Source organism: Micromonospora orduensis, assembly GCF_006228125.1.
GTDB classification, from domain to species: domain Bacteria; phylum Actinomycetota; class Actinomycetes; order Mycobacteriales; family Micromonosporaceae; genus Micromonospora; species Micromonospora orduensis.
On record NZ_VDFY01000106.1, the window covers coordinates 86,700 to 103,895 of the forward strand.

The 17,196-nt window shown below is 69.5% G+C and carries 13 protein-coding genes and 2 pseudogenes; 7 read left to right on the forward strand and 8 right to left on the reverse strand.

The features are described from left to right. Window positions 1-37: 37 nt before the first annotated feature. The 4 genes and pseudogenes from FHG89_RS33610 to FHG89_RS06895 all read right to left on the reverse strand — a co-directional run. Window positions 38-385, reverse strand: a pseudogene (locus FHG89_RS33610) (cellulose binding domain-containing protein); the annotation flags it as partial. Between the two features lie 90 nt (window positions 386-475). After that, window positions 476-2,194, reverse strand: a pseudogene (locus FHG89_RS06885) (CotH kinase family protein); the annotation flags it as partial. Next, on the reverse strand, window positions 2,092-2,907 hold the full coding sequence (locus FHG89_RS06890) for a polyphosphate polymerase domain-containing protein (protein WP_139583514.1): 816 nt from the start codon (window positions 2,905-2,907) through the stop codon (window positions 2,092-2,094). The gene FHG89_RS06890 and the pseudogene FHG89_RS06885, both read right to left, overlap by 103 nt. After that, a complete protein-coding gene (locus FHG89_RS06895; RefSeq protein WP_139583515.1) occupies window positions 2,904-3,506 on the reverse strand; it encodes a DUF4956 domain-containing protein in 603 nt (200 codons plus the stop codon). Before FHG89_RS06895 ends, FHG89_RS06890 begins: the two co-directional genes overlap by 4 nt. A 528-nt stretch (window positions 3,507-4,034) precedes the next feature. On the opposite strand from FHG89_RS06895, the gene FHG89_RS06900 reads away from it, so the two are divergent. Then, a complete protein-coding gene (locus FHG89_RS06900; protein WP_139583516.1) occupies window positions 4,035-6,734 on the forward strand; it encodes an RICIN domain-containing protein in 2,700 nt (899 codons plus the stop codon). Window positions 6,735-6,944: 210 nt separating this feature from the next. Here the strand turns inward: FHG89_RS06900 and FHG89_RS06905 are convergent, their stop codons facing one another. Further along, entirely contained in the window at window positions 6,945-7,712 is a 768-nt protein-coding gene (locus FHG89_RS06905; RefSeq protein ID WP_244295222.1) for a hypothetical protein, read from the reverse strand. A gap of 98 nt (window positions 7,713-7,810) precedes the next feature. On the opposite strand from FHG89_RS06905, the gene FHG89_RS06910 reads away from it, so the two are divergent. Continuing rightward, complete coding sequence (locus FHG89_RS06910; protein ID WP_139583517.1) at window positions 7,811-8,197, forward strand: hypothetical protein; 387 nt, start codon at window positions 7,811-7,813, stop codon at window positions 8,195-8,197. A 75-nt stretch (window positions 8,198-8,272) separates the two neighbouring features. On the opposite strand, the gene FHG89_RS06915 is transcribed toward FHG89_RS06910, so the two are convergent. Further along, window positions 8,273-9,292 (reverse strand): aldo/keto reductase, encoded by a 1,020-nt coding sequence (locus FHG89_RS06915; protein ID WP_139583518.1) that lies wholly within the window; start codon window positions 9,290-9,292, stop codon window positions 8,273-8,275. A gap of 117 nt (window positions 9,293-9,409) precedes the next feature. Here FHG89_RS06915 and FHG89_RS06920 point away from each other — a divergent pair, with 117 nt between their 5' ends. The 4 genes from FHG89_RS06920 (at window position 9,410) to FHG89_RS06935 (ending at window position 14,545) form a co-directional block, all read left to right on the forward strand. After that, a complete protein-coding gene (locus FHG89_RS06920) occupies window positions 9,410-9,859 on the forward strand; it encodes a helix-turn-helix transcriptional regulator (protein WP_139583519.1) in 450 nt (149 codons plus the stop codon). A gap of 5 nt (window positions 9,860-9,864) precedes the next feature. Then, window positions 9,865-10,275: a VOC family protein gene (locus FHG89_RS06925; RefSeq protein ID WP_208760881.1), complete on the forward strand. Its 411-nt coding sequence runs from the start codon at window positions 9,865-9,867 to the stop codon at window positions 10,273-10,275. Window positions 10,276-10,310: 35 nt separating this feature from the next. Beyond that, window positions 10,311-12,683: an ATP-binding cassette domain-containing protein gene (locus FHG89_RS06930; RefSeq protein ID WP_139583520.1), complete on the forward strand. Its 2,373-nt coding sequence runs from the start codon at window positions 10,311-10,313 to the stop codon at window positions 12,681-12,683. A 116-nt stretch (window positions 12,684-12,799) separates the two neighbouring features. Continuing rightward, window positions 12,800-14,545 carry a glycoside hydrolase family 15 protein gene (locus FHG89_RS06935; protein WP_139583521.1) on the forward strand — a complete coding sequence of 582 codons (1,746 nt, stop codon included), beginning with the start codon at window positions 12,800-12,802 and terminating at the stop codon, window positions 14,543-14,545. On the opposite strand, the gene FHG89_RS06940 is transcribed toward FHG89_RS06935, so the two are convergent. Beyond that, entirely contained in the window at window positions 14,542-15,369 is an 828-nt protein-coding gene (locus FHG89_RS06940; protein WP_208760884.1) for a DUF72 domain-containing protein, read from the reverse strand. The genes FHG89_RS06935 and FHG89_RS06940 overlap by 4 nt on opposite strands. 212 nt (window positions 15,370-15,581) lie before the next feature. Here FHG89_RS06940 and FHG89_RS06945 point away from each other — a divergent pair, with 212 nt between their 5' ends. Further along, entirely contained in the window at window positions 15,582-16,313 is a 732-nt protein-coding gene (locus FHG89_RS06945; protein WP_139583523.1) for a Clp protease N-terminal domain-containing protein, read from the forward strand. Window positions 16,314-16,323: 10 nt separating this feature from the next. Here the strand turns inward: FHG89_RS06945 and FHG89_RS06950 are convergent, their stop codons facing one another. Further along, the gene (locus tag FHG89_RS06950) at window positions 16,324-16,842 is read right to left on the reverse strand and encodes a hypothetical protein (RefSeq protein WP_139583524.1); all 519 of its coding nucleotides are present in this window, start codon (window positions 16,840-16,842) and stop codon (window positions 16,324-16,326) included. Window positions 16,843-17,196 lie beyond the last annotated feature (354 nt).

The following is a 17,196-nucleotide window of genomic DNA, read 5'->3' on the forward strand; positions in this document are numbered from 1 at the left end:
GGTCGATCGTCGACCCGGCCCCGGAACCGCGCTCTCGTCAGCTGGCCGTGCAGGTCAACGTGGGTGTGCCGGGCGTTCCGGTGGACGAGCCGAGGAACCCGAACGTGGTGCTGGCTCCCGCGCCGAGGGCGCCGTTGTAGGCGACGTTGCGGGCGGTCACCGTGGACCCCTGACTCGTGACTGTGGCGTTCCATGCCTGAGTGACGCTCTGCCCGTTGGCCAGGGTCCACGTCACGGTCCAACCGCCGATCGGCGAGGTGCCCGCGGTGACGCGTACCTCGCCCTGGAACCCGCCGGTCCACTGACTGGTCACCGTGTACGTGGCGCTGCAGCCGGCCGCCGGTGGCGGCGTGGTGGGCGGCGGCGTCGTGGGCGGCGGGGTGGTGACGGCCCCGCCCCAGCCGGCGGTGGAGTCCAGCCAGGCGGCGCGGCGCAGCATCCAGTCCCGCATGACCTGGACCTGGCCCTGCCAGGTGGGCGAGGTCGGGGTACGGAAGAAGCTGACCGTCGGCGACGTCAGGTTCGGCCAGCGTTGGAAGTTGCGCTGGGCCGCGTTTGTCAGCGGGGTGGCGAGGGCGTTGATCCGGGTCGTCAGCGCGGTGTCGGAGAGCAGGCCGCGGCGCAGCGTCTGCCAGCGTGCCCGGGCCTGGTTGACGAACGCGGGATCCCGCTGCAACTGGGCGAACCAGTCGTTGGCAGACGGCTGCCTGGTCTGCTGGTACTGCCAGCCCGACACCTGGTCGTTGGCGAAGAACCCACCGACGCCGAAGCTCAGGTCGAAGTCCCACAGCGGACCGGCGAAGATCTTGCTGTCCCGGTCCTTGTAGAAGTGCGAGCTGCGGACGTACGCGTCCATCTCCCGGCTCAGCTCGTTGACGATCATGAGGTCGATGAAGGAGCCGACGTCGATGTACTTCCGGTAGCCGGTGGTGGGGTCGGCGGCGTTCGACGAGTGCAGCACGTCGTTGAACTCCTGGATATGACCGCGCAGCCAGTCCCGTTGCTGCGGTTGCAGCGGCGACGGGTCGACCACCTCAAGGTAGTTCCAGCAGGTGGCGGCCGGGCCGGTGCACGGCAACGTGGGTTCCTCGGCCGCCATCCACTCGAACTTCCAGATGTACCCGCCCTGGATCTTCGGCAGGGTCACGTCGTCGGAGTCCAACTGCTTGAGGTCGAGGCGGTCCTTGGAGTTCTTGATCGTCTCGACGAGCATGTAGACGCCCATGTAGTCGCTGGCGGCCACCGGGGACGCGTCGGTGTTGAGGTAGAACTCGGCGAACGCGTAGCGCGGGGCGGGCAGCCCCATCTCGCGCCCGAGGTCGTAGACGAACGCCTCCCGGATCAGCGCCTTGTCGGTGAACGGACCGCGCAACACCCAGTCGGAGTCGGCGGGCATGCCCAGCACCGGATAGTCGGCGTCGTCGTTCTCGTTGTCCCAGAACTCGAGCCGGTACGGCGTCTTCTCGAACGTCGCCGACGAGTTGCCGCGCAGTCGGAACCCCGCCCGGGTGGCGACCGTCGGCGCGGCGGCAAGCGTCGGCGAGCCGCCGGCGCTCGGCGGAAAGATCATCGTGGTGGCGTCGAGGTACTCCCGGTCGGGCCGGCCGGCGCCGTACGAGTCGACCACCACCACCGGCAGGTCGTGGGCGGTGGTGACGTTCTGGGCCACGTACATGGCGGTGCCGGGGGCGCCGGTCGCGGTCTGACCGACGAATGCCTGAGCCCGCAGCTGGGTGGTACGGGTGAACCGCAGCGCCGAGCCCGCGTACAGCGACGACTGGGCGGTGGGCACCTGGCCGTTCGTGGTGTAACGGATCTGCGCGCCGCTGACCGTGCTGCTCAGCGCGACCGCCACCTCCCCCTGGAAGGTGCCGCTGGGCACCGAGAAGGTGATGTCGCCGGTCAGTTCGTCGGCGGCGGCCGCGGCTGCGGCGCTCTGGTGGGGCGTGTCGGCCACCGGGTCGGCCCCGGCGCCGGGCTCGGCGCCGGCCTGCGGCGCGTACACCGCGAGGAGGCCCGCCACGAGCACGGATGCGGCGGCGATCCCGGCGGCACGAAGGGCCGCTGTCGGGACGCCTGTGTTGCGATCGGTCAAGCGCACGATGCCTCCTGTTCTGATCGGGTGGGAACGGTCCACGCCGGGCCCGGCAGCGGGGGGTCGGCGCGGAAGTGGCGGCGCAGCGTCCGTCGCCACGGCACGTCGGGCAAATCCAGGCGCAGCGCCGCGAGGCCGGTGGCGTACTTCGAGATGCGTACGGGTCGGGTGCCGCGCTGCCACAACATGCGGTCGACAAGCGAGGCAGCCGAGCTGGTCTTGGTCTCGACCACGGCGATGCCGGGCAGTCGCAGTCTGCGGTCGCCGTCCTGCCAGGTGAGCTCGGTGTCGATGGTGACCCGACTCGCGGTGGTCGGCAGCAGCAGAGTGCTGCGGCGGTAGCTGGTGACCAGCACCGGCTCGAGCGGGGTGGCGGCGGGGCCGGGCCAGATCGACTCCCGGACGAGGGCCTCGTCCACGAAGGCGCGCCCGGACCGGACGGTGTGGCGGTCCTCGGCGAGGTACGGGAGTCGGTGCTTGGTGACCAGCCCCCGCGCCCCGTTGATCTTGACCTCCAGCCAGCACTGCGCCGAGTCGAGGTAGGTGCGGGTCCGTACCTTGAAACGCCTCCGCCGCCGGTAGGCCGCGCAGTGGTAGCTGGCCAGGCAGGGCGTGTCGAAGTACACCGACTCGTACGGGAAGTTGCGCTCGCCGTCGATCTCCAGCACCTGGGCGTACGGAGTGAGCTGGTCCAGCAGGCGCGGCACCTCGTCCACCGCGACGACGTACTTGCGGTCCACCCTGCTCTGCAGTGCCGCCCGCTCGATCAGCTCGGCGAGGTCGATCGGAGCCAGTCCCACCAGGGGGTTCATCGGACCGCTCCGGCCCGTGCCGGCTTGGCGGCGCCGGCCGCCCCGCTGCGCCCGGCGACCGAGTATCGGACGTCGACGACGGTCGTCTCGTTGACCATGTCCAGCCGTTGGACGGTGGCGGTGTGCACCCGCGCGTTGAGCAGCTGCTCCAGGTGGGCGACGAGAGCGACCTGATCGGTGACGGCGGAGTCGAGCACCATGATCTGGTGCCGGTAGTGCCGGAGCATCCGCCGGTGGTCGCCGACGAACATCACCGCGACGATGAGCGCCATCAGTCCACCGCTGAGCCAGACCGAGGTGGTGCTGAGGGCGCCGAGGATGCCCAGCGCGAGAGCCGAGAAGTAGTACGCGACCTCGTGCTGGTCGAGCTCGGTCGATCGGAGCCGGATGATGGAGAGCACCCCGAACAGCGCCAGCCCCAGCCCCAGCCCGGCGCCGACGTCGCTGGCGCTCAGGGCGCTCGCCACCGCGAGGACGCCGACGTTGACCCCCAGGTAGGCGACGACCAGGTCACGCCGGCGGTGCCGCGGGAAGTAGAGCCCGAAGACGAGCAGCGCCACCGCGCAGATGTCGATCGCGAACAGGACGAGCTGCGACATCTCTTGGGTTCCTCCTGATCACCAGATAGTTTCGGTAAATTTTCGGAATATGTTGGGTGACTGTAAGCAGGCCATCGGAACATGTCAATGTCGTCCGGACGTCAGGCAGGGAGATTGCTTTTGGTGCGAAAGGATCAGGCCGAGCCTGCCGCCGAAACTTTCGGAACTTCTCGTGCATTGGTCGGAGGTTGTGGTGCCGCAGGAACCCGCGCTGTCGGGGCGCTGGAAGCGGCACCGGAGGTGGCGCCAGCCCGCTGACGCGTCGACTCACCCGGTCCGCGCGAATTCATCGGACGATGCCAGCGGTGCCGGGATGCCGTACCGGAGACTCTGCCCTTTATCGGTGGCTTTGCTCATAGACGGGCACCGATTGCTCGTTGCATTCATCACACGTGTGACCTACGCTCCGAAGGGGACTGTCGTAGTGACTGCGGCCGGGCGACAGGAGCCCTCGCCGGCCCGCTGTTCCGTACTCGTCGCTCGATAGACAACTCGGTCCATGCCGACGGCAAGTGAGAGGAACAGCGCGTGAAGTCATTCGTGTCCACCGCTCGAGCGTCATTGTTGGCGGCCGCGGTGGTCGTCTCCGCCGCGCTGCCGGCCGTGCTGGCGAGCCAGACGCCGGCAGCGGCCGCGGCCCAGCAGACCTTCTACGTCGCCCCCGACGGCAGCGACGCCAACCCGGGCACGATCCAGGCCCCATTCAGGACTCTGCAGCGCGCGCGGGACGTCGTGCGTACGGTGAATGCCACGATGACCGGCGACATCAACGTCTATCTGCGCGGCGGAAGCTATCCGGTCAGCAGCACTATCGAGTTCGGCGCCGCCGATTCCGGCACCAACGGGTTCCGGGTCAGCTATTCCGCGTACTCCAACGAGAAGCCGGTCCTCGACGGCGGCGTTCAGGTGACGGGGTGGACCCAGCACAGCGGCAACATCTGGAAGGCGCCGCTCGATCGCGCCAACAAGCTGCGGGCGCTGTACGTCAATGACAAGCGCGCGTACCTGGCGTCGAAGACGGTCAGTTCGGCGGGGTGCTACGGCACGTACACGATCACGGCAGGTCAGGCCGACTGGGCCTGGGAATCAGGGTCCCAGTGCGATGGTGCCAGATACAACCTGGCCGATTTCCCCGCCATCGCCCGCAACCACGACGACATCGAGATCGAGACGGGGACGACCTGGACCACGGCGATCGTGGGCGTCCGCCAGGTGACCACGAGTTCCGACGGCGCGAGCCGGGTCGCCCTGTTCCAACAACCGGGTGCGGCCATCGCCCAGGGTGCGTTCAACGGCAACGCCCAGGTGGGCGGCACCCACAAGCTCATGAACGCCTACGAGTTCCTGGACGCCCCCGGCGAGTTCTACTTCGACAAGAGCAGCCGGACGGTCTACTACTACAAGTCCAGCACCGAGAACATGGCGACCGCGACGGTCTACGCACCGAACAACGTGTCCACCCTGCTGCGGGTCGCCGGCACCTCGACGAGCAGCCACGCGCGCAACATCACGTTCTCCGGTCTGACGGTGCAGCACTCCGACTGGAACCTGGTCAACGTCGCCGGCTCGGCCTTCAAGCAGGCCCAGCAGGGCAACCTGAGCGCCAACGTGTACGTAAAGGGCAACTTCCACGTCTACTACTACCGCAACGTCGACGTCACTCCCGGCATCGTCCAGCTGCAGAACGCCGACGGGATCCTCCTGCACCGCAACCGGATCCAGCACACCGGCGCCGACGGGATCAACATGGTCAACGACGTGCAGAGCACGCAGTTGACCGGGAACCACACGAACGACGTCGCCGGGTCCGCCATCACCGTCGGCCATCCCCAGCACGTCTACATCGGAGACGGCACGTCGACCAACCGGGAGAAGTACTCCCCGCAGGTCGAGGGGTTGCCGAAGAACATCGACATCAGGAACAACTACCTGTACGACAGCGCGGTCCTGTTCAACGGGCACAGCCCCATCTCGGCGTACTTCGCCGACACCCTCACGATCTCCCGCAACCGGATCGAGAAGGCCCCCTGGTCGGGCATCACGATGGGCTGGGGCTGGTGGAACTTCGACGGGTCGTCGGGATCGATTGTGCCCAACCGGCCGACCACGACGGCGCGGAACAACACCATCAGCTACAACCACATCATCGACACGGTGCAGCGCCTCAGCGACACGGCGCCCATCTACACGCTCGGCAGCCAGCCGGGGGCCACGATCACCAACAACTACCTCCAGGGCGTGCCCTCGGGCCACAAGTACGGCCTGCACCCGGACGAGGGCTCGGCGTTCATCACGTTCCGCGACAACGTCCTGAGCATCGACAAGAACGTCACCTGGATGATCAATTCCGACGACTTCGGTCGGAAGCACGATCTGAGCATCACGCAGATCTACGGCCCGATAAACAAGGTCTCGAACAAGAACCTGCCGAACAGCACGGTCGCCGACATCCTCGTCTCCTCCGACTACGTCTGGCCTGCGGCGGCGTACGCGATCGCCGCGAACTCCGGCCTCGAGGACGCGTACCGGGACATCCTCCCGGCGAGCACCTTCTCGGCGCCGAACTACGTGCTGCCGGCCAGCACCTTCGTCGCCAGCGCGACGGCGTCGATCCCGATCCGGAGCACCGGCGACGCCACGAGGTCGGTCTGGCTGGCCCCCTCCGGCACGACCGCCTTCGTCGCCGGGCCGACGATGACCAGGGCGGCCGGCACCGCCACCTCCATCGCCGTGCCGAGGTCCCAGGGGGAGTACCGGCTCTACGTCCTCGACGCCCAGGGCAACCGGTCGGCGGAGTCGACCTCGATCGTGCGGCAGCAGGGCGGCGGCGGCAGTCAGCAGGGCGGGCAGCTCGTGGGCGGCCAGTCCGGCCGCTGCGTCGAGGTCCCCAACTCCTCCACCACCAACGGCACCCAGGTGCAGCTGTGGGACTGCGGCGGCGGCACGAACCAGCGGTGGACCTCCACCGCCAGCAAGCAACTGATGGTGTACGGCAACAAGTGCCTGGACGCCTCCGGGGCCGGTACGGCCAACGGCACCCAGGTCATCATCTGGGACTGCCACGGCGGGCTCAACCAGCAGTGGAACGTCAACGCCAACGGCACCATCACGAACGGCCAGTCCGGGCTCTGCCTCGATGCCAACGGCGCCGCCAGCGCCAACGGCACGAAGATCATCCTCTGGTCGTGCAACGGTGGCGCGAACCAGCAGTGGAGCCTGCGCAACTGACGAACCCGGCCGGGCCGATCCGGCGACAAGGGCTCCGGCCTGGTGGTTTCTCCACCCGGCCGGAGCCCTGTCGCACCGCCCCAGCTTCGCGGACGCCGTGTCGGAGGCCTGCGCTAAGGCGGTGTTCGACGCCCTGGCGGTGCCCGGACAGGACAGCGACGGGCACCGGGCGGCCCGCCGGAGCGTCACACCTCCGTCCGGCCGCCGGCGCTAACGCGGGGGCGAGATGTAGAGCCCGGTCCCGCACCCCGTCTCGCCCGGCTCCAACCAGACGGGGTCGTACCCGGGCGACTCGATGGCCCCGCCGGCGGTGCGGACCATCAGGAGACAGTCCCGCTCGGCGGGTACGCCCACCGCGGCGACGAGGGCGCCCTCGTGGGTGGCCGTGTCGACGGTGACGTGCCGCTCGGGGAACGCGGCGCGCACCGCACCGGCGAGCGTGCTCGGTGTGGCGGTGCGCAGGGCCGCCGTGAGCCGGGCGCGCGCGTCGTCGGGCAGCGCCGGGACCGGTGCGGCGGTGGGCATCGGCGGTGTGGCCACGGCCGGGCAGTCGATCTCCTGGTGGGACGTGGCACGGTGGAGTTCGAGCCGGTAGCGGTAGCACCGCGTGGCCTGGCCGGCGGAGTGGCCGAGGTCGCCGAAGGTGGACCCGTGGTCCTCGGTCACCGTCACGGCGATCCGCACGTCGATGACGGCCTGCTCGCCGGGCGCGGTCCGGCCCGACCAGGCCAGCGCCTCGATCCGGACGGGGGAGCTGTCGCCGCCCGCAGCCCGGGGGATACCTGTCGCGGCGATGTACTCGGCATCCCGGATCCGGTCGCGATGCTCGAGGTCGACATCGAGGCGTTGGGCTTCGGCGGCCGCCCAGTCCCGCGCCATCGAGTGGCCGTCGCGGTAGTCCGCGCACCCGCTCAGCAGCAGGCAGGTCGCCACCGTCAGCGCGCCGATCCGGGGAAGGACAGCCATGGCGTCGAGCATGCCGGCCAGCGTAGGCAGCGGGATGAGTGTTCGTACTCATCCCGCTGCTTCTGTGGCAGCATCGACCTGCGGGGGCGGACCGTTCTACGGGAGTGGGCATGGCACTGGGACCTGTGCTGGTGGTCGGTCTCGATCCCCTGAGGATCCCGGGTTGGGACCCTGAGCCGGTCGTGGCGGCGATAGCCCGCGGCCAGGCCCGCTTCGGAGAGCACGGCATCGAGGCCGACCTGTGCCTGGTGGTGCCGGACGAGAGCGCTGAGGCGGCGATCGTCGAGGCGCTGACCCGCAGGGAGTACGCCTGCGTGGTGGTCGGCGGCGGTATCCGCAAGCACGAGCCGCTGCTCCCGCTCTTCGAGAAGGTGGTCAACCTGGTCCGGCAGCACGCTCCCGGCGCGGCGATCGCCTTCAACAGCAGCCCCGAGGACACCGCCGAGGCCGCACTGCGGTGGCTGCCCGGCGATGTGCGGGAGCGCGGTGGCCACTGACGCCGCCCCGACCGGCAACCCGGACACGATCCTGATCTGCGTGCGGGGCAACTCGGGCTCGGGCAAGAGCACGCGTCAGCGCCGTCGAAGGGCCGGGTCGAGCAGGGCGGGCGGGGTGTCGAACTTCTCCTGCGGGGCGAGGTCGACGCCCGGAGCGACGATCGCGTCGATCGCGTCGAGCACGTCGGCGGAGAGGACGGTGTCCGCGGCGTCGAGCTGCGAACGCAGATGCTCCATGGTGCGGGGGCCGATGATCGCGCTGGTCACGGCCGGGTGGGCGGTGACGAAACCGAGCGCGAGCTGGATCATGGTCAGACCTGCCTCGTCGGCGACCGCGGCCAGCTGCTCGACGGCGTCGAGCCGGGCCTGGTTGGCGGGGAGGGTGGTGTCGAAGCGTTGCGGCAGCACCGCCGAGCGGTGGGTGGTGACCTCCCGGCCCGACCGGATCGCGCCCGACAGCCAGCCAGAGGCCAGCGGGCTCCAGGCCAGAACGCCGAGCCCGTACTCCTCGGTGACGGGCAGGACGTGCGTCTCGACCCCGCGTTGCAGGATCGAGTAGCTGGGCTGCTCGGTGACGTACCGGCCCAGGTGGCGGTCCCGGGCGGTCCACTCGGCCTGCACGATGCGGTACGCGGGGAACGTCGACGAGCCGAAGTAGCGGATCTTCCCGGCGCGCTGGAGGTCGGTCAGGGCGGACAGCGTCTCCTCGTCGCTGGTGCGCGGGTCCCAGCGGTGGATCTGGTAGAGGTCGACGTGGTCGACGCCGAGGCGGCGCAGGCTGTTGTCCAGCTCGGTCACCAACCAGCGTCGCGAGCTGCCCTGGTGGTTACGCTCGTCGCCCATCGGCATGCCGGCCTTGGTGGCCAGCACGATGTCGTCGCGGCGGCCCACGATGGCCTTGCCCACCATCTCCTCCGACTCGCCCTGGCTGTACATGTCGGCGGTGTCGACGAGGTTGACGCCGGCGTCCAGGGCCGCGCCGACCAGGGCGGTGGCCTCGTCCTGGGTGACGCGTCCCAGGCTGCCGAAGTTCATCGCGCCGAGCGCGAGGGTGCTGACCTGTACGCCGGTGCGGCCCAGGGTGCGGTACTGCATGACTGTCCTCCACGAAGGGTTGGCTGTCGGCTAAGCGGATCGCCGTTCCGGTAGCCACTGTACGGAACATTGTTCCGGTTGCCAACCCGGCCTCTCTGATGTGGCACGATTTGGGCCGTGACCAGCACACCCGCCGAGGAGCAGCGCCTGCGCGATCTCGCGCGGCTGCGCCGCGTCCGTGACCGGATCGACCGGGAGTACGCCCAGCCACTGGACGTCGAGGCGCTCGCCCGGGGCGAGCACATGTCGTCGGGGCACCTCAGCCGGGAGTTCCGGCAGGCGTACGGGGAGTCCCCGTACAGCTATCTCATGACGCGGCGCATCGAGCGGGCGATGGCCCTGCTGCGCCGGGGTGACCTGAGCGTCACCGATGTCTGCTTCGCGGTCGGTTGTTCCTCACTGGGCACCTTCAGCACCCGCTTCACGGAGCTGGTGGGTGTCCCGCCAAGCGTCTACCGACGCGAGGCGGTACGCGCGACGGACGGGATGCCGTCCTGCGTGGCGAAGCAGGTGACCAGACCGATCAGGAATCGAGAAGCCGCGCACCTGCAGCCGCACCTAGCCTGACTGGCATGGACATCAGCATCCACTCAAGCTTCCTTCCGCACACCGACCCGGACGCCTCCCTGGCCTTCTACCGCGACATCCTCGGCTTCGAGGTGCGCAACGACGTCGGATACCAGGGCATGCGCTGGATCACCGTCGGCCCCGTCGGGCAGCCCGACACGGCGATCGTTCTGCACCCGCCGGCCGCCACGCCCGGCCTCACCGACGACGAGCGCCGCACCATCGCCGAGATGATGGCCAAGGGCAGCTACTTCGGTGTGAACCTGGCCGCCACCGACCTGGACGAGACGTTCGGGACGCTGGAGCGCAGCGGCGCCGAGGTGGTCCAGGAGCCGACCGACCAGCCGTACGGCGTGCGGGACTGCGCCTTCCGCGATCCCGCTGGCAACATGGTCCGCATTCAGGAGAAGCGCTGAGCGGTCGACGGGGCCGGGCGGCAGATGGAGACAGGATGAAGAAGGCGTCCGGGCCGCACGCGGCCGACAGTCACGACCTGATCCGCGTGCAGGGCGCGCGTGTCAACAACCTCCGGGACGTCAGTGTCGAGATCCCGAAGCGCCGCCTCACGGTGTTCACCGGCGTCTCCGGCTCGGGCAAGAGTTCCCTGGTGTTCGGCACCATCGCCGCCGAGTCGCAGCGGATGATCAACGAGACGTACAGCTCGTTCGTGCAGGGCTTCATGCCGACCCTGGCCCGCCCGGACGTCGACCTGCTGGACGGCCTGACGACGGCGATCATCGTTGACCAGGAACGGATGGGCGCGAACTCCCGCTCGACGGTCGGCACCGCCACCGACGCGAACGCGATGCTGCGGATCCTCTTCAGTCGGCTCGGGAAGCCGCACATCGGCTCACCCAACGCGTACTCCTTCAATGTTCCTTCGGTGAAGGCCAGCGGCGCGATCACCGTCGAGCGTGGCGCCGGCCGGACGAAGACCGAGAAGGCGACCTTCACCCGCCTGGGCGGGATGTGTCCGCGCTGTGAGGGCATGGGCTCGGTCACCGACATCGACAGGTCCGCGCTGTACGACGACACCCTGTCGCTCAACGAGGGCGCGATCACGATCCCCGGTTACAGCATGGAGGGCTGGTACGGCCGCATCTTCCGCGGCTGCGGCTACTTCGACCCGGACAGGCCGATCGCGAAGTACACCAAGCGCGAGCTGGACGACCTGCTGTACCGGGAACCAACCAAGATCAAGATCGACGGCATCAACCTGACGTACGCCGGCCTGATCCCGTCGATCCAGAAGTCCTTTCTGTCCAAGGACGTCGACGCGTTGCAGCCGCACATCCGCGCCTTCGTGGAGCGGGCGGTGACGTTCACGACCTGCCCCGACTGCGGCGGGACCCGACTCAGTCAGACCGCCCTGTCCTCGAAGATCAAGGGCAAGAACATCGCCGACGTCTGCGCGATGCAGATCAGCGACCTGGCCGCCTGGGTGCGGGGCCTCGACGAGCCGTCGGTCGCGCCGCTCATCAAAGGGCTGCAACACCTCCTCGACTCGTTCGAGGAGATCGGGTTGGGCTACCTCTCGCTCGACCGCCCGTCCGGCACGCTCTCCGGTGGTGAGGCGCAGCGCACCAAGATGATCCGCCACCTCGGGTCGTCGCTCACCGACGTCACCTACGTCTTCGACGAGCCGACGATCGGGCTGCACCCGCATGACATCGCGCGGATGAACGAGCTGTTGTTGCAGTTGCGCGACAAGGGCAACACCGTGCTGGTCGTGGAGCACAAGCCGGAGGCGATCGCCATCGCCGACCACATCGTCGACCTCGGTCCCGGCGCCGGCACGGGGGGCGGCACCGTCTGCTACGAGGGCAGTGTCGAGGGGCTGCGGAGCAGCGGCACCATCACCGGCCGCCACCTCGACGACCGGGCGTCGCTCAAGCCGACGGTGCGTAGGCCCACCGGGGCGTTGGAGATCCGCGGTGCCAATGCCCACAACCTCCGCGACGTCGACGTCGACGTTCCACTGGGGGTGCTCTGTGTCGTCACCGGCGTCGCCGGGTCGGGCAAGAGCTCACTGATCCACGGCTCGATCCCGGCCGGCGCGGGCGTGGTGTCGATCGACCAGGGCGCGATCCGCGGCTCGCGGCGGAGCAACCCGGCCACGTACACCGGCCTGCTCGACCCGATCCGTAAGGCGTTCGCGAAGGCCAACGGCGTGAAACCGGCGCTGTTCAGCGCCAACTCCGAGGGCGCCTGCCCGACCTGCAACGGAGCCGGAGTCATCTACACCGACCTGGCGATGATGGCCGGCGTCGCCACCACCTGCGAGGACTGCGAGGGCAAGCGGTTCCAGGCCTCGGTGCTGGAATACCACCTCGGCGGCCGTGACATCAGCGAGGTGCTCGCGATGTCCGTGTCGGAGGCCGAGAAGTTCTTCGGCGCGGGCGATGCGCGTACACCCGCCGCCCACGCCGTCCTCGACCGGCTCGCGGACGTCGGGCTCGGCTACCTCAGCCTCGGCCAGCCGCTCACGACGCTGTCCGGCGGCGAGCGCCAGCGGCTCAAGCTGGCCACCCACATGGCCGAGAAGGGCGGCGTCTACGTCCTCGACGAGCCGACCACCGGCCTGCACCTGGCCGACGTCGAGCAACTGCTCGGTCTGCTGGACCGGCTCGTCGACTCGGGCAAGTCGGTCATCGTCGTCGAGCACCACCAGGCGGTCATGGCGCACGCGGACTGGATCATCGACCTCGGTCCGGGCGCCGGGCACGACGGCGGCCGGATCGTCTTCGAGGGCACCCCCGCCGACCTCGTGGCCGCCCGCTCCACCCTCACCGGCGAACACCTGGCGGCGTACGTCAGCTCCTGAGCCTCACGCACCCGGCCGCGTCGGGGCGGGGGACACAGCGCCCCTGCCCCGGCACCGCGTGTGAGACGCCGGTTCCCGGGTAGTCGCCGCCGTCGGATCTAGCGGCGGGAGACAGGGTGGAGACCTACCCGGCACTGGAGGAGCACGGCTTGATCGGCGATCTGCAAACCGCGGCCCTCATCACCGCCGACGGTACGATCGACTGGTTCTGCGCGCCCCGTTTCGACTCCCCGAGCATCTTCGGCGCCCTGCTGGATCGCCGCAGGGGCGGGCATTTCCAGCTCGCACCCGACGGCGTCGAGTACACGAGCAAACAGCTCTACCTACCCGGCACGCCGATCCTGATCACCCGTTTCCACAGCGCGGACGGTGTCGGCGAGATGCTGGACTTCATGCCTGTCACAGGTACGCAGGCCACCGACCAGCACCGGTTGATCCGGCTGATCCGGATGGTGCGGGGGACCATGCGTTTCCGCTTCGACTGCCAGCCCCGGTTCAACTACGCGCGCGATCCGTGCGAGATTGAGGTGCACCCCGAGGGCGACGTGTTCCGCAGCCCGGCCATGAGCCTCACCCTCACCCCGTTCAAGAACGTGGAACGGCTGATCGGCGCCGAGGACATCCGCCGGGACGCGGAGGGCGTCTCCGCGCGGTTCACCCTCAACACGGGTGACATCGGCGGGGTCGTCCTGGAGACGGCCTGCCCGCACGCACCCAGGGCGCTCAGCATCGAGGAGGCATGCGATCTGCTCGCCCAGACCCGCGACTACTGGCGTCGGTGGCTGGACCGTTCCCGGTACACCGGCCGGTGGAGGGAGATGGTCGAGCGGTCCGCGATGACGCTCAAGCTGATGACGTACGCCCCGACCGGCGCCCTGGTGGCCGCGCCCACCGCGGGCCTGCCGGAGCAGGTCGGCGGGCAGCGGAACTGGGACTACCGCCACACCTGGATCCGGGACGCCCGGGACGGCGACATTCCCCTACAGATCATGTACCGGATCGACGGCTCACCGGACCTCCCCGAGGAGGTGCTGGGCCAGCTGGAGGGCTACCGCGGCTCGGCACCCGTTCGCATCGGCAACGGCGCGGCAGGCCAGCTGCAACTCGACATCTACGGCGAGGCGCTCAATTCGTTGGACCTCGCCGATCGGAACGGGCTGATCGCCCCGCACGAGGGGTGGCGGAAGACGGCAGGGCTGATGGACTGGCTCTGCGACCACTGGGATCAGCCCGAGGACGGCATCTGGGAGACCCGGTCCGGCCGGCAGGACTTCACGTACGGGCGGGTGATGTCCTGGGTGGCGCTGGACCGCGCGATCCGCCTCGCGCAGCGCCGCGGTCGCCCCGGCGACACGACCCGCTGGACGACCCAACGCAATGCCATCTACGAGCAGGTCATGGCTCGTGCCTTCCATCCGGAGCGTCAGGCGTTCGTGCAGCACTACCAGACCCACATCCTGGGCGCCTCGCTCCTCGCGATGCCCGGGGTCGGCTTCATCTCACCGAACGATCCGATGTGGAAGTCGACCCTGTGGGCGATGGACGCCGATCTGGTCTCCGACAGCCTCGTCTACCGCTACGACCCGAGAGCATCCCCGGACGGGCTGGCTGGCACCGAGGGCACCTTCAGCATGTGCACCTTCTGGTACGTGCAGGCCCTCGCCCAGGCGGGCCGGATCGACGACGCCCGACTGACCTTCGAGAAGATGCTCACCTACAGCAGCCCGCTGGGCCTCTACTCCGAGGAGATCGCCGCCACCGGCGAGCAGATCGGCAACTTCCCCCAGGCGTTCAGCCATCTCTCGCTGATCAGCACCGCGTCCCACCTCGACGAACTGCTCGACGAGCGCCGCCGCCCCTAGAAGAGGGTCAGCGGCCCGACCGGTATCGGCTCGGGCAGCGCGTCGAGGCCGGGCACGCGTGCCCGCACCTCGTCGTGGAAGCGCCGGGCGAGCACCGGCGCATCGGTGTTGTCCGGGGTGTGGACGAACACCGTCGGCGAGCGCCCCTCGCGCAGCCAGTCGACGGTGACGTCGACCCAGCGCTGCCAGCCCTCGACGGTCCGGTCGGTGTCGTCGCGACCGAGGTAGCGGACGATCGGCCGGTCGGTCAGCGCCACCGACCGCAGCGGCACGCGCGGTTTCTTGGTCCAGGCATCCCGCTCCGCGTCGCTGGTCGGAGGCGTGGCGAAGAACGCGGTGGTGTCGAACGGCACCCACTCGGCGTCCGCGCCGCCGAGGGCCTGTTCGAGGAGCCGGATCGCGCGTGCGTCGGTGAAGAACGCGGGGTGGCGGACCTCCACGGCGTACCGGTGGGAACGGGGGAGGTGACCCAGGAAGCGGCTCAGGGTGGGGACGTCGGCGGGAGAGAACGAGCCCGGCAACTGGATCCAGAGGGCATGGGTACGCGGGCCGAGCGGCTCGATCGCGTCCAGGAAGGCGCGCAGCGGCTCGTCGGTGTCGGTGAGCCGTCGCTCGTGCGTGACGACCTTGGGAAGTTTGAGGACGAAGCGGAAACCCGGATCGGTCTGCGCGGCCCACGAGGCCACGGTCTCCCGGGTCGGCGTCGCGTAGAACGTCGTGTTTCCCTCCACGGCGTCGCACCAGCTCGCGTAGTGCCGCAGACGATCCTGCGGCGCGAGCGGATGCGCCAGCAGCCGGCCCTGCCACGCCCGGTGGGTCCACATCGCGCATCCCACGGATAGCCGCACGACCGCCCTCCCTCCGCCGCACCGCGCCTGGCCGGAGCCCACGGTATACGCGCGCCGGGCCCGACAGGTCCGGCGGTGCGGCCGGTAGGGACGCCGAGGATCTGGAACCGGACCTGTGCCAAGTGATCATCGCTGGCGACCGTCAACTTAAGGTTGACGGAACCCGTGCGTCAACTTATGGTTGACGCATGACGGAACCCATCCAGATCGGCAAAACGATCAAGCTCGACGACCTCATCCAGGCCATCAAGAAGGCACACACCGACGCGCTCGACCAGCTCACCGACGCGGTCATCGCCGCCGATCACCTCGGCGAGGTCGCCGACCACCTGATCGGGCACTTCGTCGACCAGGCGCGGCGCTCGGGCGCCTCCTGGACCGACATCGGCCGCAGCATGGGGGTCACCAAGCAGGCCGCCCAGAAACGCTTCGTGCCGAAGGCGACCGACGCGGCGGCGCTCGACCCGAACGCCGGCTTCGGCCGCTTCACCCCCCGGGCCCGCAACGTGGTGGTGGCCTCGCAGGAGGAGGCCCGCGCCAGCGGTCACGTCGAGATCCGGCCGGAGCACCTGGTGCTGGGCCTGCTGGCCGAGCCGGAAGGGCTGGCCGCCAGGGTGATGGCCGGTCGCGGGGCCACCCCGGAGGCGGTACGGGAGGCGGTGGGCGCGGCCCTCCCGCCGCCGGCCGACCAGGTCCCGGACCTCATCCCGTACGACGCGCGCGGCAAGAAGGCGCTGGAGCTGACCTTCCGGGAGGCGCTGCGCCTCGGGCACAACTACATCGGCACCGAGCACCTGCTGCTCGCCCTGTTGGAGCAGGAGGACGGCAGCGGCGTCCTCACCGGCCTCGGGCTGGACAAGGCGGCGGTCGAGGCCGACCTCTCCGCCGCGCTCGCCGCCGCCGTCGTCGCGCAGAAGTGATCCGCCCGGGTCAGGAGACCTCGGGGAAGCCGTAGCGCAGGGCGTGCTCCGGATCGGCAGGGTCGATCTGGCGTACGCCCGCGTCGGCGAGCCGCTTGTTGACCTCGTCGAGCCGCTCGCGCACCAGTCGGGCCTCCTCCTCGGTGACCCGTCCCCGGTGCGGCTTGCCGGCGTGCTCCAGCGTGCCGTAGTCGATCTTCTCGGCGCTCTTGCGGGCCTTGGGTGGGCGGACCCGTTCGGCGGTCTTCAGCAACTGCGCCATCGGCACGTCGGTGGCCATCGCGTCGAACTCGCTGGCGGTCAGCACCACCCGGCGGGGCTCGCCGCCACCGTGCCGGTCGTGGATCTCGACCACGGCGACGTCCAGGGCGGCGTCGTCGATGTTCTCCACCTCGGCGGGGGTGGCGTCCAACTGCACGGGCCCGGCGACCAGGTCCGGGTGCTCCAGGACGACGACGCGCACCGCCTCGTCGTCCTGCTGCAGAACGGTGCCGGTGAAGTCGGAGACGTGGATCGTCTTCTTGCCCATGCGCGGAGCTTCTCCTGTCGTAGGCCGGATGCCGGACCACAAGAAATTACCCGACAGGTGTGCGAAAGCCGCCGCTGGACCTCCGCCGGTGTGTCGTCCGGCGCCAACTCGCCGTGCCGCGGCCGACACCAGATCGCGCACGAGCGTGGTGCGTCAGTGCGTGTTCAGACCGTGCCTACTGGAGCTGCCGACGCGCAGTCTGTTCAGCTCGCCCCACGACATGCCGCCCGTCGCACGCCGCCCGTGATGACGTGGTTGGACCGGAAGGTGTTCGAGCACCTCCGCTGGCCACCAGAGTCGCTCGGGGTCCTGGTGGTGGCGGTCGTTCGGCTGATTCGGCATGGCCATACCGTC

Excerpts from the sequence above, each read along its gene's own strand:
- FHG89_RS06890 (WP_139583514.1), bottom strand. The coding sequence starts at position 2,907 with ATGAACCCCCTGGTGGGACTGGCTCCGATCGACCTCGCCGAGCTGATC.
- FHG89_RS06895 (WP_139583515.1), bottom strand. The coding sequence starts at position 3,506 with ATGTCGCAGCTCGTCCTGTTCGCGATCGACATCTGCGCGGTGGCGCTG.
- FHG89_RS06905 (WP_244295222.1), bottom strand. The coding sequence starts at position 7,712 with ATGCTCGACGCCATGGCTGTCCTTCCCCGGATCGGCGCGCTGACGGTG.
- FHG89_RS06910 (WP_139583517.1), top strand. The coding sequence starts at position 7,811 with ATGGCACTGGGACCTGTGCTGGTGGTCGGTCTCGATCCCCTGAGGATC.
- FHG89_RS06915 (WP_139583518.1), bottom strand. The coding sequence starts at position 9,292 with ATGCAGTACCGCACCCTGGGCCGCACCGGCGTACAGGTCAGCACCCTC.
- FHG89_RS06925 (WP_208760881.1), top strand. The coding sequence starts at position 9,865 with ATGGACATCAGCATCCACTCAAGCTTCCTTCCGCACACCGACCCGGAC.
- FHG89_RS06930 (WP_139583520.1), top strand. The coding sequence starts at position 10,311 with ATGAAGAAGGCGTCCGGGCCGCACGCGGCCGACAGTCACGACCTGATC.
- FHG89_RS06940 (WP_208760884.1), bottom strand. The coding sequence starts at position 15,369 with ATGTGGACCCACCGGGCGTGGCAGGGCCGGCTGCTGGCGCATCCGCTC.
- FHG89_RS06945 (WP_139583523.1), top strand. The coding sequence starts at position 15,582 with ATGACGGAACCCATCCAGATCGGCAAAACGATCAAGCTCGACGACCTC.
- FHG89_RS06950 (WP_139583524.1), bottom strand. The coding sequence starts at position 16,842 with ATGGGCAAGAAGACGATCCACGTCTCCGACTTCACCGGCACCGTTCTG.